This window comes from Streptomyces sp. NPDC127084, from assembly GCF_042724175.1.
In the GTDB taxonomy this organism is placed as follows: domain Bacteria; phylum Actinomycetota; class Actinomycetes; order Streptomycetales; family Streptomycetaceae; genus Streptomyces.
The window spans coordinates 3,236-26,110 of sequence record NZ_JBHXFA010000010.1; the positions used below are offsets into that span (position 1 = coordinate 3,236).

At 68.2% G+C, this 22,875-nt stretch carries 19 protein-coding genes and 2 pseudogenes; 14 read left to right on the top strand and 7 right to left on the bottom strand.

Features of this window, described 5'->3' with window-relative positions:
• The coding region (locus ACFWI9_RS04265; protein ID WP_387158966.1) for a sensor histidine kinase at positions 1–1,630 on the bottom strand (1,630 nt) is incomplete at its 3' end.
• Between the two features lie 314 nt (positions 1,631–1,944).
• Between ACFWI9_RS04265 and ACFWI9_RS04270 the strand changes: the two genes are divergently transcribed.
• Entirely contained in the window at positions 1,945–2,859 is a 915-nt protein-coding gene (locus ACFWI9_RS04270) for a kinase (protein WP_387158967.1), read from the top strand.
• Positions 2,860–2,924: 65 nt separating this feature from the next.
• Here the strand turns inward: ACFWI9_RS04270 and ACFWI9_RS04275 are convergent, their stop codons facing one another.
• Positions 2,925–3,902: a TauD/TfdA family dioxygenase gene (locus ACFWI9_RS04275; RefSeq protein WP_387158968.1), complete on the bottom strand. Its 978-nt coding sequence runs from the start codon at positions 3,900–3,902 to the stop codon at positions 2,925–2,927.
• 152 nt (positions 3,903–4,054) lie between these two features.
• Between ACFWI9_RS04275 and ACFWI9_RS04280 the strand changes: the two genes are divergently transcribed.
• Positions 4,055–4,909, top strand: coding sequence for an alpha/beta fold hydrolase (locus ACFWI9_RS04280; RefSeq protein ID WP_387158969.1), 855 nt, complete (start codon positions 4,055–4,057; stop codon positions 4,907–4,909).
• A 57-nt stretch (positions 4,910–4,966) separates the two neighbouring features.
• Here the strand turns inward: ACFWI9_RS04280 and panD are convergent, their stop codons facing one another.
• Positions 4,967–5,383: an aspartate 1-decarboxylase gene (gene panD, locus ACFWI9_RS04285; RefSeq protein WP_387158970.1), complete on the bottom strand. Its 417-nt coding sequence runs from the start codon at positions 5,381–5,383 to the stop codon at positions 4,967–4,969.
• Positions 5,384–5,574: 191 nt separating this feature from the next.
• Here panD and ddaH point away from each other — a divergent pair, with 191 nt between their 5' ends.
• Together ddaH and ACFWI9_RS04295 are read left to right on the top strand one after the other, a co-directional pair.
• Complete coding sequence (gene ddaH, locus ACFWI9_RS04290) at positions 5,575–6,435, top strand: dimethylargininase (RefSeq protein ID WP_387158971.1); 861 nt, start codon at positions 5,575–5,577, stop codon at positions 6,433–6,435.
• Positions 6,436–6,627: 192 nt separating this feature from the next.
• A pseudogene (locus tag ACFWI9_RS04295) lies at positions 6,628–7,009 on the top strand (LLM class flavin-dependent oxidoreductase).
• A gap of 36 nt (positions 7,010–7,045) precedes the next feature.
• Here ACFWI9_RS04295 and ACFWI9_RS04300 read toward each other — a convergent pair.
• The 4 genes and pseudogenes from ACFWI9_RS04300 to ACFWI9_RS04315 form a co-directional block, all read right to left on the bottom strand.
• Positions 7,046–7,592 (bottom strand): annotated as a pseudogene (locus tag ACFWI9_RS04300) (HAD domain-containing protein).
• A gap of 31 nt (positions 7,593–7,623) precedes the next feature.
• Entirely contained in the window at positions 7,624–8,316 is a 693-nt protein-coding gene (locus tag ACFWI9_RS04305; RefSeq protein ID WP_387158972.1) for a class I SAM-dependent methyltransferase, read from the bottom strand.
• Between the two features lies 1 nt (position 8,317).
• The gene (locus tag ACFWI9_RS04310) at positions 8,318–9,229 is read right to left on the bottom strand and encodes an aminoglycoside phosphotransferase family protein (RefSeq protein WP_387158973.1); all 912 of its coding nucleotides are present in this window, start codon (positions 9,227–9,229) and stop codon (positions 8,318–8,320) included.
• Between the two features lie 75 nt (positions 9,230–9,304).
• On the bottom strand, positions 9,305–10,054 hold the full coding sequence (locus ACFWI9_RS04315; RefSeq protein ID WP_387158974.1) for a hypothetical protein: 750 nt from the start codon (positions 10,052–10,054) through the stop codon (positions 9,305–9,307).
• 223 nt (positions 10,055–10,277) lie between these two features.
• Between ACFWI9_RS04315 and ACFWI9_RS04320 the strand changes: the two genes are divergently transcribed.
• The 10 genes from ACFWI9_RS04320 (at position 10,278) to ACFWI9_RS04365 (ending at position 22,565) form a co-directional block, all read left to right on the top strand.
• Positions 10,278–11,633, top strand: coding sequence for a tetratricopeptide repeat protein (locus ACFWI9_RS04320; protein ID WP_387158975.1), 1,356 nt, complete (start codon positions 10,278–10,280; stop codon positions 11,631–11,633).
• Position 11,634: 1 nt separating this feature from the next.
• Positions 11,635–12,165, top strand: a complete 531-nt coding sequence (locus ACFWI9_RS04325) for an NUDIX domain-containing protein (protein WP_387158976.1) — start codon at positions 11,635–11,637, stop codon at positions 12,163–12,165.
• Positions 12,166–12,187: 22 nt separating this feature from the next.
• Complete coding sequence (locus tag ACFWI9_RS04330) at positions 12,188–13,939, top strand: AAA family ATPase (RefSeq protein ID WP_387158977.1); 1,752 nt, start codon at positions 12,188–12,190, stop codon at positions 13,937–13,939.
• 804 nt (positions 13,940–14,743) lie between these two features.
• Complete coding sequence (locus ACFWI9_RS04335; protein ID WP_387158978.1) at positions 14,744–15,229, top strand: PhzA/PhzB family protein; 486 nt, start codon at positions 14,744–14,746, stop codon at positions 15,227–15,229.
• A gap of 56 nt (positions 15,230–15,285) precedes the next feature.
• A complete protein-coding gene (locus ACFWI9_RS04340; RefSeq protein ID WP_387158979.1) occupies positions 15,286–16,509 on the top strand; it encodes a 3-deoxy-7-phosphoheptulonate synthase in 1,224 nt (407 codons plus the stop codon).
• 56 nt (positions 16,510–16,565) lie between these two features.
• Entirely contained in the window at positions 16,566–17,138 is a 573-nt protein-coding gene (locus ACFWI9_RS04345) for an isochorismatase family protein (RefSeq protein ID WP_387159017.1), read from the top strand.
• The gene (locus ACFWI9_RS04350; RefSeq protein WP_387158980.1) at positions 17,135–19,075 is read left to right on the top strand and encodes an anthranilate synthase family protein; all 1,941 of its coding nucleotides are present in this window, start codon (positions 17,135–17,137) and stop codon (positions 19,073–19,075) included. The genes ACFWI9_RS04345 and ACFWI9_RS04350 overlap by 4 nt, the downstream gene beginning before the upstream one ends.
• Positions 19,072–20,238 (top strand): PhzF family phenazine biosynthesis protein, encoded by a 1,167-nt coding sequence (locus ACFWI9_RS04355; RefSeq protein WP_387158981.1) that lies wholly within the window; start codon positions 19,072–19,074, stop codon positions 20,236–20,238. The genes ACFWI9_RS04350 and ACFWI9_RS04355 overlap by 4 nt, the downstream gene beginning before the upstream one ends.
• A 9-nt stretch (positions 20,239–20,247) precedes the next feature.
• On the top strand, positions 20,248–20,883 hold the full coding sequence (gene phzG / locus ACFWI9_RS04360; RefSeq protein WP_387158982.1) for a phenazine biosynthesis FMN-dependent oxidase PhzG: 636 nt from the start codon (positions 20,248–20,250) through the stop codon (positions 20,881–20,883).
• On the top strand, positions 20,880–22,565 hold the full coding sequence (locus tag ACFWI9_RS04365) for a flavin-containing monooxygenase (protein ID WP_387158983.1): 1,686 nt from the start codon (positions 20,880–20,882) through the stop codon (positions 22,563–22,565). Before phzG ends, ACFWI9_RS04365 begins: the two co-directional genes overlap by 4 nt.
• The last annotated feature ends 310 nt before the right edge of the window (positions 22,566–22,875 follow it).

A 22,875-nucleotide genomic window follows, 5' to 3' on the forward strand; every position in this document is an offset into this window, starting at 1 on the left:
GGCCCGGGTCGACGCCGTCGCCACCGGCCTCACCGAGGACGACGACGAGAAGCACACCGACCTCAAGGCCCTGCTGCCGGCCGTGCCCCGGGCGGTCGCCGGAGAAGCAGAGCCGGTACATGTCCACCTGGTCGAGGAGGTTTCCGTTCGACCGGTAGAACGCGCAGTCGGTGCCGCTCGGCCGGGGGACCGACCGCACGGCGTCCGACGGATACGGATAGCTCTGGAGGGGGAGGAGTTCGGCGAACTCCGCCCGCTCCTGCCCCACGTGGATGGCCGCGTAGGCCGTCGGGTGCAGCACGCACGTCGCCAGCTGATAGGCGAGATACCCGGCGGCCGGAAGGACCGTGAGGGCGAGCGCGGCCGGTGCGACGAACGCCGCCATGAAGCGCAGCCGGACCTTGCGGCGTGCGTCCCCCATCCGGCGCGTCGACTCGGCCCCCGCCTCGGGCGGGGACTGCTGCGGGAGATCCGTCCGGGTACTGCTCATCCTGTCGGGCATCACGGCGGTCACCTGGAAACCCTGCGCCAACGGTCCGGCCCGCAGTGCACCGCCGAGCGCGCTCACCCTCTCGTGCAGCCCCGTGAGACCCCGGTTCCCCGGTACCAGACCGGGCAACGGGCCGGCCGGAGCCGCCGAGTTGGTCACACCGACCTCCGTGCGTCCGCCCTCGTGGACGATCCGGACGTGCACGGTGCTGCCGGGGGCGTGCTTGGTCGCGTTCGTCAGCGACTCCTGCACCACCCGGTACACGGCGTGCTCTACGAGAGGGGAGAGCGTGGGGCGGTTGCCTTCCCGGACCAGGTTCACCGCGATGCCCGAAGCGCTCGCCCGGTCGAGGAGCTCCTCCACGGACTCGACGGAGGAGTCCTGGGGACCCGTGCCGTCCCCGCCGTCACGGAGCACCGTCACCGTCTCCCGCAAGTGGTCGACGGCCTCGGAAACGGCCTGGCGCAGCTCGGCCATGTCATGGCGGTCCTGGTCGCTCAGGGTCGGCGACAGTTCCAGCGCGCCGGCCCGCAGCGCGATGAGGCTCAGCACGTGGCCGAGGGAGTCGTGCATGTCGGCCGCGATGCGTGTCCGCTCGCGGAGCCTGGCCTGCTCGGCGACGAAGCGCTGCTGTTCCTCCAGACTCTGCGCAAGCCGCCAGCCGCCCGACACCAGTGCCCGCCGCGCCTGCTGGTAGATGCCGACGAGCCACGGCACCAGCAGGGCGAGGGGCAGCACGGTGACCGCGTAGAACCACCACACCGGGCCGCGCCCGAGCAGTGCGCACAGCGCGAGGTCGATGGCGAGACACGAGGTGAGCACCAGCAGGGGGACGCGTCCCACCTTCGTCCGGGTGCCCATCAGATACGTCATCGCCGCCAGGGCCAGTGCCCAGGCGTTGGCCGGGTTCGACTCGTTGGCGAGTCCCAGCGCGCACAGCCCGTTGGCCGCGAACACCCCGGCGCTCGGCCATCTGCGGCTCCCCGGAATGGCCACCGCCAGCACGAGAAGGGGCAGTACCAGGTCCAGGACCACCGAGGGGTGGAGGGCGAACCAGAACCCCCACGCTCCCGCGCCCGCGAGTGCCCCCCACAGCGCCGCGTCCCACAGGAGCGCCTTGCCGGACGTGGCTAACGACATCGGCCTGTCCGGCCGAGGACCCTGTTCCTGTATCCCGCCATGGTTTGTCACCCGGCCGACCCTACCGAGCCTCCAGGCCCGCTCCGCACCCTGGGACGGGGGTGCGAAGCCGCCAGTGAGCTGGCACTTTGCGAGAGGGATGCAACTCGTTGACACCTATCACCGCCCGCTGGCACGGTTGGGCCAGGACAGCGCCTCCCGCAGCACTCACCCAGTTGAGATCCGTGAGCTCGGGACCTTGCGAACGTTCCTATTCACGCGACTGGGGTTCAGAGTTGGCACCTTCCCGGAATGCTCTCGAGAACGATCCCGCCGTGCCGACCGACCTTCGGTACGCCGGACCGTCCCACCGGGGGACGACGGGCGTCAGTACGGCGTTCGGCACCTTCGGCGAGTTGCTTCAAGGCGTCCTGCCGGGCACAGACGGCGACTTCCTGGTGACGCTGCCCATCGCGCGCTGGACCGTTGCCACCTTCCGCACCGACCCGGAGTCGACGACGGTACGGGTGGTGCCGGACCACAAGCGCAAAGCGGCCCGCCTGATCTCGATGATCATGGAAGAGCTGCCCGTTCCCCTGGGCGGATTCCTCGCCTTGGACAGCGCGCTGCCCGAGGGCAAGGGACTCGCCAGCTCCTCCGCGGACCTGGTCGCCACCGCACGGGCGGCGGGCAACGCTCTCGGCATCCTGATGCCGCCCCGCCGTATCGAGTCCTACCTCAGCAGGATCGAACCGACCGACGGCGTCCTCTACGACAGCATCGTCGCCTACGACCACCGCAGGGTCAGGCTGCGTGAGGCGCTCGGATCGCTGCCCTCGATGACCGTAGTCGGCATCGACGAGGGGGGCATCGTCGACACCGTCGCGTTCAACCGCATCCCCAAACCGTTCACGGCTACGGAACACCGTGAGTACGCACGTCTCCTGGACCGGCTCGCGGTGGCCGTACGGGACGGCGACCTCTCGGAGGTGGGGGCTGTCGCCACCCGCAGCGCGGAGATGAACCAGGCCCTCCGCCCCAAGCGGACCCTGGAGCGGATGACCTCGATCTGTGAGGAGGCCGGTGGCCTCGGCGTCGTCGCCGCGCACAGCGGGACATCGCTCGGCATCCTGATCGACAACGCCGATCCTGACCGGTCGCGCAAGATCGTGCGGGCCGTTCAGGCGTGTTCCGCCCTGGCGGGCAACGTGACCACCTACCGGACGCTGAGTTTCGGACCGGACCGATGAACTCGCCGTCGTGCCGCGCGATACGGGCGGCGGGCCGGCGCCCCCGCCGCCCGGCCCCCCGCGCACTACCCCGGCAGCCTGGGCAGCGGGTCCCCCAGCCCCACCACGATCTCGCGCGCACCGCTGTAGGGGGCACGGCTGTGCGCGGTGCCGATGTTGTCCACCAGCAGCAGGTCGCCGTCGCGGAGCGGGACCGGCACCGCGTGCTTGTCGTACGTCTCGTTGATCACTTCGACGGTGGAGGGATCCAGCGGAGTCCCGTCACCGAGGAACGTCGTGAAGGGCAGGCCCTCGGGGCCGAACTCACCCACCAGGAACTCGCGGACCAACGGGTCCATTGTCCACTCGTTGAGGAAGGCGATCTGGTTGAACCAGCACAGGCGTCCCGTCACCGGGTGCTTCACCACGGCCGGCAGGGTCTGACGGGTCTGCATGGCCCCGCCCGGCAACCGCCGAAGGTCGATGCCATGGGCAGCGCAGTACCGGTCCACGGCCTCCGGGTCGGCCGTGCCGAAGGCGCCCGCGGAGGAAGGCCCCACCAGTTGGTCGTAGTTGCGGACCAGCTGCCAACCCTCCCGCTCGAAGGGCCCGGAGACGTCGGCCGGCAGGGAGTCGAGCACCTTCGCGGCGTCGGCCAGGGACACGGTGCCGCCGGAAGGGCTCGCCTTCAGGCAGGAGAACACCATCCACTGCGGATACCGAGGGGCGCTGGTCAGCTCGTGATGCATGCACATGGGCTGGTCCGGGGGCCACTCCGACGACGAGTACACCCCGCCGGGCAGCGCCTTGCGGGGAGCGAAGCCCTCCACCTCGGTCATCAGTTCCGAGGTGAGCGCACGACTCGCCGCCGCGGCATCCGCAGGAGTGGAAATCCGCAGGCCTCGCACCAGAACCGCGCCGCTCTCCAGTGCGGCCGACCGCAGAGCCCCGGCATTCTCGGCGAGCCATTCGGGACCGTCAGGGTCCGCCTCTACGACGGGAATTTCGTCACCGGTACGGTCCGCTATTTCCCGCGAGAATCGATTGCTACCGCCAGACGTCATGTGATCGTCCTTTCCGTCTGTGCCATGAGGATGCGAACGCTGACATCACATAACGCCGCCCGTCGAAAGCGGAAGCCTTTTACCCAGGAGCGATTGTCGCTGTACACAGGCCGGTTCGGGGTGGACGCCCGCGGCCCGCACGAGGAGTGAGCATGCCCGAAATCATCCGCGACGGATTCAGGCTGAATTACCAGGACACCGGAAGTGGTGTGCCAGTGGTTCTCATCATGGGCACCGGAGGCAGTGGAAGAGCGTGGCACCTGCACCAGGTCCCCGCGATGGTCGCGGCGGGACACCGGGTCGTCACGTTCGACAACCGGGGTGTCTCCCCGTCCGACAACAGCCCACCCGATTTCACCGTGGACGACATGGCGGCCGATACGGCCGCACTGATCGAGCACCTCGGAATCGGGCCGTGCGCGGTCGTCGGCACCTCGCTGGGCGCCCGCATCGCCGCCGAACTGGCGCTCTCCCGCCCCGAGCTGGTGGGCAGACTCGTCCTCATGGCGGCGCGCGGCCGCAGTGATGCCATGAGTACGGCTCTGAACCGTGCCGAACGCGAGATCGAGGAGCTCGGCATCGAGCTGCCGCCGAGCTACCGGGCGGTCATGCAGGTGCTCCAGCAACTGTCGGGCCGGAGCCTGTCGGACGACCGGCGGACCACGGACTGGCTGGAGATCTTCGAAATGTCCACGTCCGCCGAGGCGACGGCGCGTGCGCAGCGCGGGCTCTACCCGATGCCGGACCGGCTCACCGCGTACCGGGGGGTTCGGGCGCCCAGCCACGTGATCTCGTTCGCCGACGACATCCTGGCCCCGCCCTCCGCCGGCCGGGAGATCGCCGCGGCCATCCCCGGCTCCACGTTCCAGGTCATCGACGGCTGCGGACACATCGGCTACCTGGAACACCCGGACACCGTGAACCGCGCTCTGCTCGCCGCCCTGCGCCCGGAGCGTGCGCCCGGGCCCGCGGTCGCCCACAGGCCGGAGGTGCCCGCCCCGGCGTGACGGGACCGTCGGCGGTGACCGGATTCGGACGGCTTCCGGTCACCGCCCCACGCCGTGCTAGCCCTCGACCGTGTCCCCCCGTCGCAGTTCGGAACCGGCCGGCACGTTCGCGGGGTCCGAACCGAGGTCGGTCACCCTGTTCTCCCCGTCCACGAAGACGACCCGGGGTTCCAGCTTCGCCGAGTCCTCGTCCGTCACCATCGCGTAGGCGATGATGATGACGAGGTCACCGGGGCTGATCAGTCTGGCCGCCGCACCGTTGATTCCTATGACCCCGGAATTCCGGGGACCTTCGATGACATAGGTGGAAAGACGCGCACCATTGTCGATGTCGACGATGTCGACGCGTTCCCCTGGCAGCAGGTTCGCGGAGTCCATCAGTTCGGCATCTATGGTGAGTGACCCGACATAGTGCAGATCCGCCTGCGTCACGGTCGCGCGGTGGATTTTCGACTTCATCATGGTTCGATACATGATTCTCATTCCCTGGTAGGCCGGTGCAGAATGATACTTTCAACAGCGGTTGCAGGATAGAAGCAAGTTCCGGAAAACGTGAGTCACTTCATACCCCGGGCCGCTGCCGGGCTCGCAGCCCAGCATTTTCCGCTGATTCGCACGTTGTTCGGTCGAGCGGCCCGATACCTCGAATCCCAGAAGGAAATGACATGCCTGAAGCCGGAGTCACCGCCCAGCCCGGCACCGCCGAGCGGCCCGGCCCGCGTACGGCGGTCTCCCGCCGACTGCTGATGTGCTCACCCAGCCACTTCGACGTCACCTACTCCATCAACCCGTGGATGGAGCCGACGAAGCCGGTCGACGGCGGTCTCGCCCTCACCCAGTGGGAGCGACTACGCAGCCTGTACCGCGACTTGGGTCACACGGTGGAAGTCATCCAGCCGGTGCGGGGACTGCCCGACATGGTCTTCGCGGCCAACGGCGCCACGGTCGTGGACGGGCGGGTCCTCGGCGCCCGCTTCCAGCACGAGGAGCGTACGGCCGAGGGGCCGTTGTACCTTTCCTGGCTGCGTGCGAACGGATTCACCGAGACGCACTGGCCCGAGTACATCAATGAGGGGGAGGGCGACTATCTCCCCGTCGGCCGCCGGCTCCTGGCGGGTACCGGCTTCCGGACCGACCCGCGCTCGCACGCCGAGGCCCAGGAGTTCTTCGGCCTGCCGGTCACCGGGCTGACCTTGGTCGACCCGCGCTTCTACCACCTCGACACCGCGCTCGCCGTCCTCGCCGACGACGAGATCATGTACTACCCCGAGGCGTTCTCCCCGGGCAGCCGGGCCGTCCTGCGGGAAATGTTCCCCGACGCGCTCCTGGCCACGGCGCAGGACGCCGAGGTCTTCGGTCTCAACGCCTTCAGCGACGGCCTGCACGTGCTGCTGCCGGAGTCCGCGACCGGACTCATCTCCGGCCTCCGGGAGCGTGGCTTCGAGCCGATCGGAGTCGACCTCAGCGAGCTCCTCAAGGCAGGCGGGAGCGTCAAGTGCTGCACGCTCGAGTTGCGCCAGGGGTGACTCACGTGGCGCCCGCGACCCCGACGGAAGTCGGGATGTATCGCGTCCGCAAGGGCTCGTACAGCTCCACTGCCGACTGACGGCAAGGTGGGAGACCCGTGGGCCGCGGATTGCTGGAAACCTGCGTGAGCATGCGGCAGCATTCAGGAACACCGTGCTGAGGGCGCGGCCCGCCGAGACGGACGGGTCGTGATGCGCGTCGGTGTGTTGATCCTCCCCACCACGTCCTGGCAGGAGGCTGCCCCCGCCTGGCGGCTTGCGGACGACATGGGCTTCTCGCACGCGTGGGTCTACGACCACCTGCTCCGGTGGGGCCTTCCAGACAAGTCGCGGTATTCGGCCGTACCGACGCTGACGGCCGCCGCAGGGGTGACCCGGCGCATGCGGCTCGGAACACTGGTGTCCTCACCCAACTTCCGTCCCCAGTCACCTTCGCAAGGAGGTCATGACGCTCGATGACATCTCCGGAGGGCGGTTGGAGCTCGGGCTGGGGACAGGGGCGCAGGGTGTCGAGACCACGATGCTCGGCAGGCCGTTGAAAACCCGTGCGGAACGCCTTAATGGGCGAACGTGATGCCCTCGCTGCTGGTGGCAGCGAGGGCATCAGTCGTCAGACGGCGCGGGCTGTGGGTAACTGCGAGACCCATGCCGTGAGCTGGGTCAGGTGCTCGGGCCGTAGCCCGAGGTGCGGGTTGGGCTGCACGAGGAGGGTCGGCGTTCCTCTGGCGGTGCGCTCCGCCGCCCAGGCGTGGGTCGAGGCTGGTGAAGTCGTCGTCGATCCAGACGGCGGGGGCGTCGCCGAGCCAGGCGTCGACGTGGTCGCGTTTCCAGAGGTAGCCGTTGGGGTGGCTGGTGGTGATCTGGGGGCGCGGAAGGTCGACGTGCGGCAGAGGCGGGAGGCCGAGGAGCGGTCCGATCAGGGTGGCGGCGTCCTGCCGCCAGCTGGTGCACCAGACCGGGGTGACCAGGCCAGTGCGGATCACGTCCATGAGCAGACGGCCGTGGTCGGGGTGGAGCCAGACGGTGACCGGGTTGTCGACGCTCCGGCCGGTGGGGACGACATCGTGGCGGGTGTGGGCGGCCGGGGTCGAGCCATCCGCGTTGGGGAAGGGTATGAGGACGCCGTCGATGTCGAGGAGCAGGTAGGGCGGGCGCATCGGTCCTCCAGAGGCCGGGCGAAGACGGCGGTCAGAGCTTGCGGGCACGGATCAACAGGGTGGTGGGCCAGTGGCCCATGCGGGGGTCGTGGAACTCCTGGGCCGAGGTGAGACAGAAGCCGACGTGGCTGAGGTGCTTCTCCCAGCGATCGGTGGGGAACTCCCAGCGGGGGATGGGGAGCCGGGTGCGGTCGGGGAGGGTGACGTGGTCGCGGCGGGGACGGTCGTCGCCGGAGGGGCTGCGGCCGCCGCGCTGCGGGTGGGGGACGGAGAATGCGAGCACCCGGCCGGGCGTGAGGCGTTGGGCAATGGTCGGGAGCAGGAGCTCGGGGGCGACGAGGCCGACGGCGCCGAAGACGGAGTAGATCGCGTCGAACTGCTCGTCGGAGGCGTGCAGGTAGTGCAGGGCGTGGTCGGCGACGAAGGTGAGGTTGTTCAGCTGTCCGTAGTGGGAGCGGGCGCGGCGGACCTGGAGCCCAACCAGGTCGACGCCGGTGACGTGGGCGCCTTGGCGGGTGGTGAGGTGGGCGGCGTTGTGGCCGGGGCCGCAGCCGAGTTCCAGGAGTCGCTTGCCGCGCAGGTCGGGGCCGAGGATCTCGGCTCCGGGGCCTTGGCCGGGTCTCGTGGTCCATTCCATCCGGGCGGGTACGGAGAGGGGTTCGGCGAGTCCAGCGGCGGTGCGCTGGAGCGCGTGGGCGTGCCAGGGGGATGCCTGGGCGAGCACGTCAGATCTCCAGGAGGTGGAGGACGTCGGTGAGGTGGCGGCGGACGGCCTTGATGAAGGCGGGGTCGGTGGCCGGGTCGTTGATCCAGCGGATCGACTGCTCCATGAACCACTCGACGGCCCACATGCGGTGCCAGCCCAACGCCCACTTCTCAGCGGTGAGCCCGCCACGCGGAGCGAGGGCGTCGGAGGTGCCGCCAGCGGTGACGTACTGCTCCAGGAAGACGCGCAGGCGCACGGGGTGTGGGGGCTCGATCGTGCCGTGCCAGCTGGCGAGGTCCAGCAGGCCGGGGCCGGTGAGGGCGCGGGCGAAGTCGAGCAGCCGCCACCCGCGCTCGCCGATGTGGAGGCTGGTGGGGTGGAACTCGGAGTGCACCCATCCGAACGGCTCCAGCGTCGCTCCGGCCGAGCGGGCCTCGGAGGCCTGGGCGATCCGGACGAGCGCGTCCTCGACGTCGTTCGTGTCCTGCCACCGGTCGGCCTTGCGTAGCCGTTCGAGATGCTCCAGTGCACGGGCCGGGAGCGTGCGCAACCGATCCTGGTCGAGGACGGGCAAGGGAGGAGCCGTACGGGTGCCGTGCAGGACTACGGCCGCGGCGACGCCGTCGAGGTCGTCGGCCTCGCGTACGGAGGGTCCGAGGTCCTCCATCAGCATGCCGAGCCAGCCGTCCAGGACGGCGGAGGCGTGGATCTGAGGGACGGGTACGCCGAGGGTGTGGGCCAGGCGGAGGGCCTGGTCCTCGCTGTCGAAGGGCTTCTTGGCGCACTTGAAGATGGCCGTGGTGTCGTCGGGGAAGGTGACCCGCTCGACGCCGGACATGGACCACACGCGTACCTCCTCTCGTACGGCGCCGGTCCGGCCGGTCGCGGTGAGCAGGTTGTCGAGGAGTTCGGCGCTGGGGTTCGTTGTCACGTGAGGGCTCCGGGGGATGGTGGCGTCCGGGGCGGGCGAGGGGTGCCGGCCCGCCCCGGAGCCTGATCGGTGGGGTTACGCGGCGGGGTTCACGCGGTGGGCGTAGACCTGCTCGATCCAGCCCGCCTTGAACGCGGCGAGGTCGTCACGGAAGTTCGCCATCGAGGCACCGTAGGGCGCGACCACGCCACCGGACTGGTCCGGCACGGACTGGCAGCCGTGCACGAGCCGGCCGCCCAGCGCGGCGTGGGCCTTGATGGACTCGATCCGGCGGTGCTCGTTGAACCAGCCGCCGTGGTAGACCTCGTCGAGCATCCCGCCCATCTCGTCGTCCAGGTCGAAGACGACGGACGTGGCGGCGGGGAAGAACCAGCACGGGCCGACGTTGGAGATGTGCCCGTCCAGCTCCACCTTGTTGAGGGCCATGAGCGTGGCGGCCTCGCGGAGCATCCGCAGGTGGTCGGCGGTGATCTGCGGCAGCCCGAGGCCGGCCAGGTGCTCCTCGCGGAAGAGGTACACGTACACCTCGAACGCGGTGGCCAGGACGCGGGCCGCGTCGGAGGTGGACTCGCTGTGCTGCTTGATGAAGTCGAGCGTGAGCTGCTCGACCGCGCTCTCGGTCGTCTCGTCCACGTCCAGGAGCTGGGACTTGACCTGCTCCCAGTCGGCGACGAGCCAGGTCTTGGACTCGAAGCGGAAGAAGTACTCGGCTGGGTCGATGGTGATGTGCCGGCCGTCGACCTGGATGCCGGGCAGGCGGTTCCAGCGCGGGTCGAACGCCTCGGGCAGTTCGACCGTGATGGCCGTGGTGTCGATGGTGGTCACCGTGTCTCCGTCTCTGTTCGTCCGAACGCGGGCACAGGAATGCCCGGGCCTGGTGTGGGCGTAAGGAACTTCGGGGTGCCGCCCGGACCAAGGGGGAGCCTGGATCACGGTCGCGCCGTTCCGGGCGGCTGCTGATAAGTGAACCGGTGGTCACGCTCAGTGGGTACGGTGGAAGGCAGTTGAAGCGGTATACGCGGTTTACAGCTCCGGAGTGGAGGCGATCGTGGCGGCGCAGAGAGAATCCAACTCCCGTCTGCGTGACGTCATCGCGGCGGTCGACTGCACCTACGAGGCCCTCGCCAGAGACGTGCGGCGCATCGCCGCCGAGAACGGAGAGATCCTCCAGACCAACAAGTCGGCCATCTCGCACTGGGTGAACGGCATCCGTGCCCCGTCCGGCCGGGTACGTCAGTACCTGGCCGAAGCGCTGTCCCGCCGAGCGGGGCGCACGGTCACGCAGACCGAGATCGGCCTCCAGGCCAGCGATGACGAAGCGCCGGCGGAATCCGACCCCGTCCTCGCCGCCACCGACCTGGGTCGCGCCGACGTCGAGCGCCGCCGCTTCCTCGCCATCGCGGCCTTCACCACCGCCGGCGTCGCCATGCCCCTCGGCTACGACCACGAAGCCACCGCCCGCATGCTCCGCGCCCGCACCGGTACGTCCGTGGTCGGGGCAGAGGACGTGGACGTCGTACGGCAGATCACGGCAGCCTTCAGCGCCGCCGACGAGCGCCTCGGCGGCGGGCATGGCCTGACCACCGTCACCGCGTACCTCGCCGACACAGCCGCCCCTATGCTGCGCGGACGTTTCCCCAACGAAGCCTTACGCCGGGCCGGCTTCGGCGCCGTCGCCGAACTCGCCTACCTCGCAGGGTGGAAGCACCATGACCTCGGCCAGGAAGGCGCCGCCCAGCGCTACTATCAGGTCGGCTACAAGCTCGCCTGCGAAGCCGACCCCCACGGCCACGCCGCCTGGATGATGCGCGCCCTCGCCCACCAGGCCCTGAGCCTCAAGCAGCCCCACCACTGCGTCGACCTCGTCGAAGGCGCCCTACGCACCGGTCTTGGCCACATCGACGGCCAGACCGAGGCGCTCCTCCACATCACCCACGCCCGCGCCTACGCCGCCACCGACGAGAGCCCGTCGGCCGCACGCGCCCTGCTCGCCGCCGAGGACGCCCTCCTACGAGACGACGGCCCCCAGCCCAGCTACTCCCGTGTCAGTGGCCCCGCCGCCGGCACCGTGGCCAGCCACACCGCCCGCACGCTGACCGACCTCGCCGACCACATCGGCACCGAGCAGCAGCACCGGGACGCCCTCACCCGTTGGGACCCGGAGAAGTACAAGCGTGTCCACGCCCTCACCCACGCCGACCTCGGCGACAGCCTCGCCGCCCAGGCCCGCGCCGACGAGGCCGTCGCCGCCTGGACCCAGGCCCTGGTTCTCATGGGGGGCATGACCTCCGATCGCACCCGCAAGGCGATCACCTCGATTCGCTCCACCCTCGCCGTCTACCAGCGTCGCCGCGTTCCCGGCGCCGCCGATCTCGCCCGCCGCGCTCGCGAGGCCCTCGCCTAACATGCCCAACAACCCGCCCGACGAAGGGAACACCGTGACCGAGCAGACCGACGACCAGCCGAAGGCCCTCAAGCCGGCGCTCGGATCGATGACCCTGCTGGTCGCCGCTGTCATCGTCCACGACAAGGCCACCAACCGCGTCGTCCTCCTCCAGCGCAGCGAGACCGCCAAGTTCGCCCGGGGACTGTGGGACCTCCCCGTCGGCAAGAGCGAGCCGGGCGAACCGATCACCGAGACCGCCGTCCGTGAGCTGTACGAGGAGACCGGCCTCACGGTGAAGCCCGAGTCGCTCAAGGTCGCCCACATCATCCACGGCGCCTGGGGCGTTGAAGCCCCCAACGGCTTCCTCACCGTCGTCTTCGCCGCCCACGAATGGACCGGCGAACCCGAGAACCGAGAACCCCGCAAGCACTCCCAGGTCCGCTGGATCGACGCTGGCGCCATCCCAGAGTCCTTCGTCGACACCACCGCCAGTGCTTTGCACCAGTACTTGGATGGCAACTCTCAGGTATCACTCGACGGGTGGAACTAGCCCACCTGTGCAATGCGGGCAAATGTTGAATCAACCAACGACAGAACTGGAGACCTCGGTGCAGGGGCCGTCTGTATCACGGCGTTCGATCAAGAAGTGCGAGCAAGCGTGGCTTCAAGGGGTTGCGCAGTTGAGGATGGGTGATCGGGCCGCTGCTGCTGAGTCTTTTCACGCGGCCGTCGCGCACAACCCGCTTGCCGCTGACGCCTGGCTGGGACTGCATGCCACGGGACAGCTCCAGGGGCAGGCGATCGAGGCCATGCACGGTCAAGCCCAGTCCTTCGGTGCCATGCGCACGAATCTCCGGACCCCGTTGTCCTCACGCTTCCAGATCGGAGGCTACGTGAACTTCCGTTTAGAGACGCCCCGCGACCTGTGGCTGGCGAGGGCGGCGAAGCTCTTGGACGAAGGCCTGCTCGATCAAGCATGGAGCATGCTCTCCGCCGCAGTGCTCGACTGTGACGAGACCCGCTTCGTCTGCGCACGCTACGCCGTCCTCAAGAAGGACTGGCCACTTCTTCTGACCTTTGCCGAGGGCATCCGGGACTCCTTCCTGCGGGACGAGTCACAGCTCTGCGTTGCGGCCAGTCTCATCGCCCAAGGCGTCTCACATGAGGCACTCAACGTGCTGAACCCACTCCCGCAAGCACTGGCTGACAACGCCAGCTATCTCGGGGAGGTTGCCTACCTGCGCGGCCTTGCGTATGAGCAGCTCGGCCGGGCCGAGGAAGCTCTGAAGCAGTTCCAGACAGCGTTCCGGTACAGCCCGACCCTGGGCGATGTGGCCCAGCGGGCGAAGGTGGTGGCCTCGCCCGCCGTGCGCGTGCCCGTCGAGGCTGCCGGGGCTGCGCTGGAACAGCGTGAGGACCGCTCTGGTGCCACCCTGAGCGACGAGGAGCGTTCGGCATTGCTGGACGAAGCGACGGCCGAACTCGACGAGTTGGTCGGCTTGGCCCCGGTGAAACGTCAGGTGCGGACCCTGTTGGCGCAGCTGAGGATGGCGTCGGTGCGAAGAGGCCAGGGTCTGGCTGTGGCACCGGCTCCACAGCACCTGGTATTTGCCGGGCCGCCCGGCACAGGCAAGACCACGGTGGCTCGTGTCGTAGGCAAGGTCTTCGCAGGGCTTGGCTTGCTGGCCCGAGGCCACGTCGTCGAGGCCCAGCGCGTTGACCTCGTCGGGCAGCACCTCGGAGAGACGGCGATCAAGACGTCAAAGATCATTGACGAGGCCCTGGACGGCGTTCTCTTCATCGACGAGGCGTACGCACTGTCCAACACCGGGTACTCGGGCGGTGACGCCTTCGGTAAGGAAGCCCTGCAGGTGCTCCTCAAGCGAGCTGAAGACGACAGGCACCGCCTGGTGGTGGTTCTCGCCGGGTACCCGAATGAGATCGATGACCTTCTGTCCACCAACCCAGGTCTCACCTCCCGCTTCAACACTCGGGTGGACTTCCCCGCCTACTCGGCTGACGAGCTGGTGCTGATCGCGGAGTCGTTCCTGGGAGCCCAAGGCGATGCCCTTACGGACGAGGCAGCGGTTGCGCTGCGCACCTCATGTGACCTCGTCGTCACCAACGGCCTGATCGATCGGCTGGGTAATGGTCGCTTCGCACGCGAGCTCGCTCGGAAGGCTGCCGCAATGCGGGACCTGCGGGTCTACGACGCGCATGGCAGCTCTGGAGTCCCGTCGGAGGACGAAGTCACCACACTGCACGTCGGTGATGTGATGGACGCGTACCAGGAACTCACTGAAAGTATTGCGCCGAACCGCTGAGTGCAGGATCGCGGATATCCCCCAGTTCGCGGACACCCGTAAGCGGCCGTGCGAACCTAACGCACGCCAACGGAGAAACGCCTGGTCAGACACCTGGAGAGGTCTCTGCCGCAGGTCACGATCGGGCCGCAGGCATTTCGCTTCATCATGTAGCCGCTGACATATCAACACGTCGCTGATCCGGCAGACGTACATCAGAGGGGGTCCGACTCTTCGGGGCGGGCCCTTTGCTTCTTCCCGGTGGCGCTGGGATAGCTGACCCTCCGTCATCTGTCATCACCCCTGCTCATCCCCACCGTGCTGGGATCGTGCTGGGGTCGTGCGACTGGAGCGCCGCGGACCACCTCGACGTGTCCCAGAACCCTCGGACCCGGACAAGCCCACCAAGGGAGAGCCGGCACCGTGAGATCCGGCACGACACCCCTCGGCTGCGGCGGCCTCACCTTCATGGCCCGTCCGCGCCAGAACGGGCAAACCTGGCGGCGCCCGAACGAGGCAGGCCGCCTCAAGGCCCCGCGCAGGGGCAGCCTCGCCCCAGCCGTCGTCGCGCCGCCGTCGTCCTGCTCCAGTTCGAGCACCGCACCGCCTGCACATAGATCACAGAACGTCACGAGACGTTACCGAGGGGACCTCATTACGTTGCGGCGCAACGCGCGCACGTCCATGAGGCAACGCGTATTTGCGACCGCCGACTGCTTCTCGGTAAATTCTTCGAAACTCAACTGTACGCGCCCTGAACGCACATTCGGCGGAAATCCCCGAAACAACTCGACTTTCCTTTCGGGAGTCGCGAGGTCGATGAATATGAGCAAAACGGCAACGGCATCACCCGACGCAATTACCGGCGACCGCGAAGCGAATCGCCGGATCGTCGAGCAGTACATGAACACCCGCGGACAGGACCGTTTGCGACGGCATGAACTGTTCACCGAAGACGGCCAGGGCGGTCTCTGGACCACCGAGACCGGTGAACCTATCGTGATCAGCGGCCGGGACAGGCTCGGCGAGCACGCGGTCTGGTCCCTGCAGTGCTTCCCCGACTGGGCGTGGGTCGACATCGAGATCTTTGACACGCAGGACCCGAATCAGTTCTGGGTCGAATGCAACGGGCGCGGGAAGATTCTGTTCCCGGGCTACCCGGAGGGGTTCTACGAGAACCACTTCATCCACTACTTCCGTTTTGAGAACGGAAAGATCAGGCTCCAGCGCGAATTCATGAACCCATGTCAGCAGTTCCGCGCACTCGGCATCGAGGTGCCGCAGGTGAAGCGTGAGGGAATACCAACTTGAGTCGGGCCGGAAGTTAAGTGGCCCGTTATTTTAAAATCTACGGGGGAAAGAATAAAGTGAACAATTCAGGCTTCCTGGACCTGAGGCTTCCCGCGGCCCAGCAGCCGGAGTGGGAACATCCGCACCAGCTCGCCCAAGTACGCAACGTTCTTTCGGCAACCGACTCCCTGGTCGGCCCCGAGCAGATCCTCGCGCTGCGTCAGGCGCTGGAGAAAGTGGCCAGGGGCGAGGCCCTGGTTCTACAGGCTGGTGACTGCGCCGAGCACCCGGATGAGTGCAATGAGCCGCACACCTCCGCGAAGGCCGGGCTTGTCCATCAGCTCGCCGACATGCTCGGCGCCGATGCGGGGCTGCCGGTGCTCCGCGTCGGGCGGATCGCCGGGCAGTTCGCGAAACCCCGCTCACAGCCGACCGAAGAGGTCGACGGCCTTGTCCTGCCTGCCTACCGGGGGCATATCGTCAACGCTTCCGAGCCTGACGAGCACAGCAGGCAGCCCGATCCGCTGCGCATGCTCATGTGCTTCATGGCCGCTCGGGAGACGCTGCAGCATCTCGGCTGGCGGACAGGCGACTGGATCCGGCGAGCCGCCGAGGACCGGTTGTGGACCAGTCATGAGGCCCTGCTCATGGACTACGAGGAGCCGCAGGTCCGCAAGCTCGGCGACGGTCGGTCGATGCTCAGTTCGACCCACTGGCCGTGGATCGGTGAACGGACCAGGCAACTCGGCGGAGCGCACGTGGAGTTGATGTCCAGGATCATCAACCCGGTCGCCTGCAAGATCGGCCCGACGATGACCCCCGACGAGCTGCTCGAATTGTGCCGTCGGCTGGATCCGCACCGTGAACCGGGCCGTCTGACGCTCATCGTGCGTATGGGTGCCGACATGATCGGCGAACGGCTGCCGGCCCTCGTCCGCGCGGTCCGGGACGAAGGCCGCCCCGTCCTGTGGTTCTGCGATCCGATGCACGGCAACACGATCAAGCTGGCGGACGGTACCAAGACCCGTGACGTCGCCATGGTCGCCGACGAGGTGCGGCAGTTCCTCGAGCAGCTGAGTTACGCGGGCGTACGCGCGCACGGCCTGCACCTGGAGGCGAGCCCGTACGCGGTGGACGAATGCGTCGGCGGCTCAGCGCCGCGGTCGAGGCCCGTCATGCCGGCCGCCGGCATGCCGACTCTGTGCGATCCGCGGCTCGATCCGGACCAGGCCGCCGAAGTGGTCTCGGCGTGGTCGGACGTCCTCGCCGCGTCCGCGGCTTCCGCTCTCAGTAAGGGGTAGAGGCGTTGACCACCTCTCTTCGCGTCAAACCGTACGACCTTCCCACTGGAAGCGACATGCCGACCGGCGGTGTGGACTGGCAGGTGAGCCCGGATCGGGCGGTCCTGCTCGTCCACGACATGCAGAACTACTTCCTGGAGCCGTTGGGACCGGAGATGCGCAGCCGCCTGGTGGACAACGCGGCCGCGCTGCGCAAGCGCTGCGTGGACAGCGGGATGCGTGTCGCCTACACCGCCCAGCCGGGGCGGATGTCCGAAGAGGACCGGGGCCTGCTCCGAGACTTCTGGGGACCGGGCATGACCAGCTCCGCGGCCGATCGCTCCATCGTGGCCGAACTGGCCCCCGAGGCTGCGGACTGGAACCTGCTGAAGTGGCGTTACAGCGCCTTCTTCCGTACCGATCTGCTCCAGCGCATGCGCGCCGAGGGCCGTGACCAGCTGGTCATCACCGGTGTGTACGGGCACATCGGGATCCTCACGACCGCGCTCGAGGCGTACGCCAACGACATCCGGGTCTTCCTGGTCGGCGACGCCATCGGCGACTTCTCCGAAGCCGACCATCGGATGACCCTGAGGCACGCGGCGAGCTGCTGCGCGAAGGTGACGGACATGGACGGACTGCTGACGTGACCGACTACAACGATCCAAGGCAGCACACGCCACACAGCCCACCTGCCCCGGCGGAGAGCGATCTGCTCCAGGCCGTTCTCGACGGCAGCGCCGAGAACTTCGCGATCATCTGCCGGGACGGCGAACACGGCCGCGACGTACAGGTGTTCAGAGGCGATGTCAGCCAGCCCGCCTCGCTCGACGCGATCGGTCTCGGGCAGGGCGGGGCCACGGGATCAGCGCGTGGCGAGGCGAGCACCGACGTCCTGGTCGTCGTCCCCTACCGGCAGCTCGCCGAGCGCGGCTACCCGGCGCCTGACGACGGCACACCTCTCATCGCGATGGCGGTGACCGAGGAGGAGCACCACGCGCTGTCCACCGTGCTCGAGAGGCTGCCGCGGCACACGGTGCGGTTGGCCGATGGTCACTTCGAGCCCGATGACGCGGCGTACGCGGAGACGGTCAAGGCGGTGCTCGCCGACGAGATCGGCACCGGCCAAGGTGCCAACTTCGTCATCAAGCGCACCTACCTGGCCGACATCACGGACTACCGCCCTGAGTCGGCGCTCTCGGCCTTCCGCGAACTGCTCTCCCGTGAGCGCGGGGCGTACTGGACCTTTCTGGTCCGGACCCGAGGGGTGACACTCATCGGCGCCTCGCCGGAACGGCACGTCACCCTGGCCGACGGTGTAGCCACGATGAATCCGATCAGCGGTACCTATCGCTACCCGGACGGCGGTCCCACCCTCAAGGGTTTGACCGAGTTCCTCGCCGACCGCAAGGAGGCCGAGGAGCTGTACATGGTGGTCGACGAGGAACTGAAGATGATGTGCCGGATCTGCGAGCCGGGCACGGTGCAGGTGAGCGGCCCCCATCTCAAGGAGATGGCCAGGGTCGCCCACACCGAATACCACATCTGTGGCACCGCCAACAGGGACATCCCCGAAGTGCTACGGGCCACGATGTTCGCGCCCACAGTCACCGGGAGCCCAGTGGAGAGCGCGGCCCGGGTGATCGAGCGCTACGAGCCCGAGGGGCGCGGGTACTACAGCGGCATCATCGGCCTGGCCGGTACCGACAAGGCCGGCCGCCGAACGCTGGACTCGGCCATCCTCATCCGTACGGCCGTCCTTGAACCCTCCGGGCGCTTGTCGATTTCGGTCGGTTCCACACTCGTACGCCACTCCGATCCGCAGAGCGAGGTGGCAGAGACCAGGGCCAAGGCGACTGCGCTGCTTGAGGCGTTCGGGGAGTGTGCACCCCGCCGATCACCGGCGGAGGACCCGCGCGTCCTCGCCTCACTGAGGAACCGGAACGAGGGCATCGCCGGCTTCTGGGTCGGGCAGGACGCCGGCCAAGGGGTCTCCTCGAGGGTCCTGAACGGGCGCAAGGCGCTGGTGATCGACGCCGAGGACAACTTCACCTCGATGCTGGACCATCAGCTCCACGCACTCGGGCTGAGCGTCACCGTTCGGCGCTTCGACGAGCCCTTCGAGACAAGCGATCACGATGTCGTCCTGCTCGGACCGGGCCCAGGTGATCCCCGCGACACCACGCAACCGAAGATCGCCGCCCTGGACCGGGTGGTCGGCGAACTCCTGGCGGAGCGGCGCCCGTTTGTCGCCGTCTGCCTGAGTCATCAGGTGCTGTGCCACAGACTCGGCCTGCCCCTCGTGCGGCGCGAGCACCCGAACCAGGGCACACAGCGGCGGATCGAGCTGTTCGGCAATGCGGAGCGGGTCGGCTTCTACAACACGTTCGAGGCCCGCAGCACCACCGACCGCTGGGAGAGCGCCGGCGGTGTGCAGGTGGAGATCAGTCGCGACCCGGTCACGAGCGGTGTCCACGCGTTGCGCGGCGACCGGTTCGCGTCCCTGCAGTTCCATGCGGAGTCCCTGCTCACCGTCGACGGGCCGCGCATCCTCACTGACCTGTTCGAAGGGGTGATGACACGATGAAGATGGAAATCGCGTGGTGGGATCTCGAAGGTTCCCCCGCCACGGCGCAGAGCCTCGAGCGGCATCTGAACGAGGACGGTGTCGTCCAGACCTGGCAGGCCGTCGAGGGGCTGCGGGAGAAGTTCTGGATCGCCGACCCTGCCGGCAAGCGCTGGGGCGCGGTCATCGTCTGGGAGGACGAGCGGCCCCCGTCGCTCCCCGAGAACCTGGCTGCCTCCGTGGTCGGCTATCCAGTCACACACCGGGACCACTTCGAGGTACAGGCCGTGGCGCAAGGCGCGGGCCCCTTCGGGGTCCGCGACTCCTCGCACCGGTACGTCGTCGTCGACGCGTTCGCCACCGAGCCGCTCCGTGGCAACCCGGTAGCGGTGTTCTTCGACGCCGCGGACCTTACGGGTAGTCAGATGCAGCGCATCGCAAAGGAGATGAATCTATCCGAGGTGGTCTTCCTGCTGCCGCCGACGGTCGAGGACGCGGATGTGCGGGTGCGGATCTTCACCCCCGTCAACGAGCTCCCCTTTGCCGGGCATCCGCTGCTCGGTGCGGCTGTCGCGGTCGCGCTCGACCTTCGCAGGGACCGCCTGCGCTTCGAGACGCAGATGGGGGTCGTGCCGTTCCGCATCGACCGCACCTCCGATGACCGGTGCGGAGGCAGCAGCGCTTACGTGTCCATGGAGCAGCCGATCCCGGCCTGGGAGCCGTACGAGCACGCCGAGGAGCTGCTCGCGGCGCTCGGCATCACCTCCTCCACTCTGCCGGTGGAGGTGTACCGCAACGGCCCACGGCACGTCTTCGTCGGACTGCCCGACGCGGAGGCACTGGCCGCGCTGCGGCCCGACCATCGAGCGCTCGCCGCCTTCCCCGACATGGCCGCCAACTGCTTCGCCCAGGAGGGCGAGCGGTGGCTGCTCCGGATGTTCTCGCCCGCCTACGGGGTCGTCGAGGACGCAGCCACGGGTTCCGCCGCCGGCTCGCTCGCCGTCCACCTCGGCCGGCACGGGCGCGTGGAGTTCGGGAAGACCGTGGAGATCCACCAAGGCGTCCAACTCGGCCGTGACTCGGTCATGTTCGCCGTGGCCACGCTCGCGGAAGGCGGCGAGGTGGGTCTCGTACGGGTCAGCGGCCACGGCACGGTCGCCGCCGAGGGCATCATCCACGTCTGAGGGAGCACCATGAGCAGCATTCTCGAATCCCTGACCGGAACGGTCGGTCTCCCCTTCCCCGAATACGACACGCCGCCGCCCGCGCCCATGGGGCTGGCCAGGCAGTGGACGGCCGACGCCGTCGAGCGCGGCGTACGTGAACCCATGGCGCTGTCCCTGGCCACGGCCGACCGGGCGGGCCGAGTGTCCAACCGGATCGTCCAGGTCATCGAAGTGGGCGACAGCGGGCTGCTGTTCACCACGCACAGCACCAGCCGCAAAGGCCGCGAGCTGGCCGAGAACGCCTGGGCCTCCGGATTGTTCTACTGGCGCGAGACCGCACAACAGCTGTGCGTCTCGGGCCCGGTGGTCCGACTCGACGACGCGGAGAACGAGCGGTTGTGGTACGCCCGTGAGCCCGGCCTGCACTCCATGACCACGGCGTCCCAGCAGAGCGCGACGCTCGACGACCCGCAACGGCTGCTCGCCGACAACCACCGGTATGCCGCCGAGTCGGCTCCCTTGCCCCGCCCGCAGCGATTCGTGGGATACCGGCTCACGCCGGAGAGCGTCGAATTCTGGTCCGCCGCCAAGACACGGCTTCACCAGCGCTTGCGGTACGAGAAGACCTCCGCCGGATGGCACGTCGTCAGGCTCCAGCCATGACCGACGCCGTCTCCCTGACCGATGCCTTCCTTCTGTCCAGCACGAGCCGAAAGACTGATATGACCAGGAAACCGACTCATCTCGACGCGATCGTCATAGGGGCCGGATTCGCCGGTATCTACATGCTTCACAAGCTCCGCAACGAACTCGGCGTGCGCGTACGTGCCTTCGAGCGGGGGACCGGCATCGGCGGCACGTGGCACTGGAACCGCTATCCAGGCGCCGCCGCCGACGTCGACAGCATCGTGTACCGCTATTCCTTCGACAGCGATCTGCTGCGGGAGTGGAACTGGAAGAACCGCTACGCGACCCAGCCGGAGATCCTCGCCTATCTGGAGCACGTCGTCGACCGGTTCGAACTGCGCGAGGACATACAGCTCGACACCACCGTGGAGTCGTTGACCTTCGACGAGGACTCCAACCTGTGGACCGCACGGACCGACCGCGGCGAGGAATTCACCGCCACGTACGTCGTCGGTGCGCTCGGCCCCCTGTCCACCCCCATCTTCCCCGACATCGAGGGACGGGACAGTTTCGCGGGCACGCAGGTGCACACCGGCGCCTGGCCGGAAGGCTTCGACATCACCGGAAAGAAGGTCGGAGTCATCGGTACCGGCTCGACCGGTACGCAGTTCGTCGGCGCCGCCGCCCGGATGACCGAACACCTCACCGTCTTCCAGCGCTCCGCGCAGTATGTCGTCCCGGCCGGCGACGCGCCGCTCAGCGACGAGTTCATCGAGGACTACCGGGAGAACCACGAGCAGTTCTGGAAGCAGGTATTCGACTCGCGTGTCGCCTGTGGTTTCCAGGAGAGCGAGACCTCCGCGATGGAAGTCTCCGTCGAAGAGCGTGAGCGCAGATTCGAGGAGAGCTGGGAGAAGGGCAACGGGTTCCATTTCATGTTCGGCACCTTTGCCGACATCGCTTTCAACCCGGAGTCCAACGAGGCCGCCGCCTCATTCATCCGATCCAAGATCGCGGAAATCGTGCGGGATCCGGAGACCGCGCGCAAGCTCATGCCGACCGACTTCTACGCGAAGCGACCCATCTGCAACACGGGTTACTACGAGACCTACAACCGCGACAACGTCACGCTGGTATCCACCAAAGAGAACCCGATCGTCCGGATCACGCCGACCGGAGTGGAGACCGAGGACGGCACCCGGCACGATCTGGACGTCCTGGTCTTCGCGACCGGCTACGAGGCCATGCAGGGGAGCTACAACCGGATCGACATCCGGGGCCGCGGTGGTGTGACCCTCAAGGAGCACTGGGGCGAGGCCCCGAGCAGCTACCTCGGGGTGGCCACGACCGGATTCCCGAATCTCTTCACGGTCTTCGGCCCCAACAGCGTCTTCTCCAACCTGCCGCCCGCCCTCCAGACCCAGGTCGACTGGATCGCGGAGACCATCGAAGCTGCCCGGCGGCGTGGTATCGCCACCGTCGAGGCCACCGCCGCTGCGGAGGAGGAGTGGACCGCCATGTGCCGGGAGATGGCGGAGCACAGTCTGTTCGCACAGACCGATTCCTGGATCTTCGGCTCGAACATCCCTGGAAAGAAGCGGCGCACGCTCTTCTACTTCGGCGGCATCGCCGCCTACCGGGAGAAGCTGCGGGAGATAGTCGCCGCGGACTACGAAGGCTTCACGCTCGATCACGAGGGATCGCCGACGGCCGCCTGACGGTGGCACGGTTCGACGTGAGCATGTTCCAACCCGCGCCTGCGGCAAAGCAGTCGGGCTGAGAGCATGATGAAGCCTCTGGTAGATGGGTTTTCGACCAGGAGAACCGTGTCCGCCAGAGGCTTCACGTGCTTGTCCACCCGTCGGGCGTCGACGTGTCCAGCTCAGCCCTGCGCCTCCTCACACCGCAGTCGCGGCGGCACCGCCGCGACTGGGGCGGAACCGGGCGGCGGGCGCCGCGCCGCCCCGCGTAGCCCCCCCACACGCGGGGCGGGTGACGGGGGGGCGACACTAGACCCCCCCCCCGCGC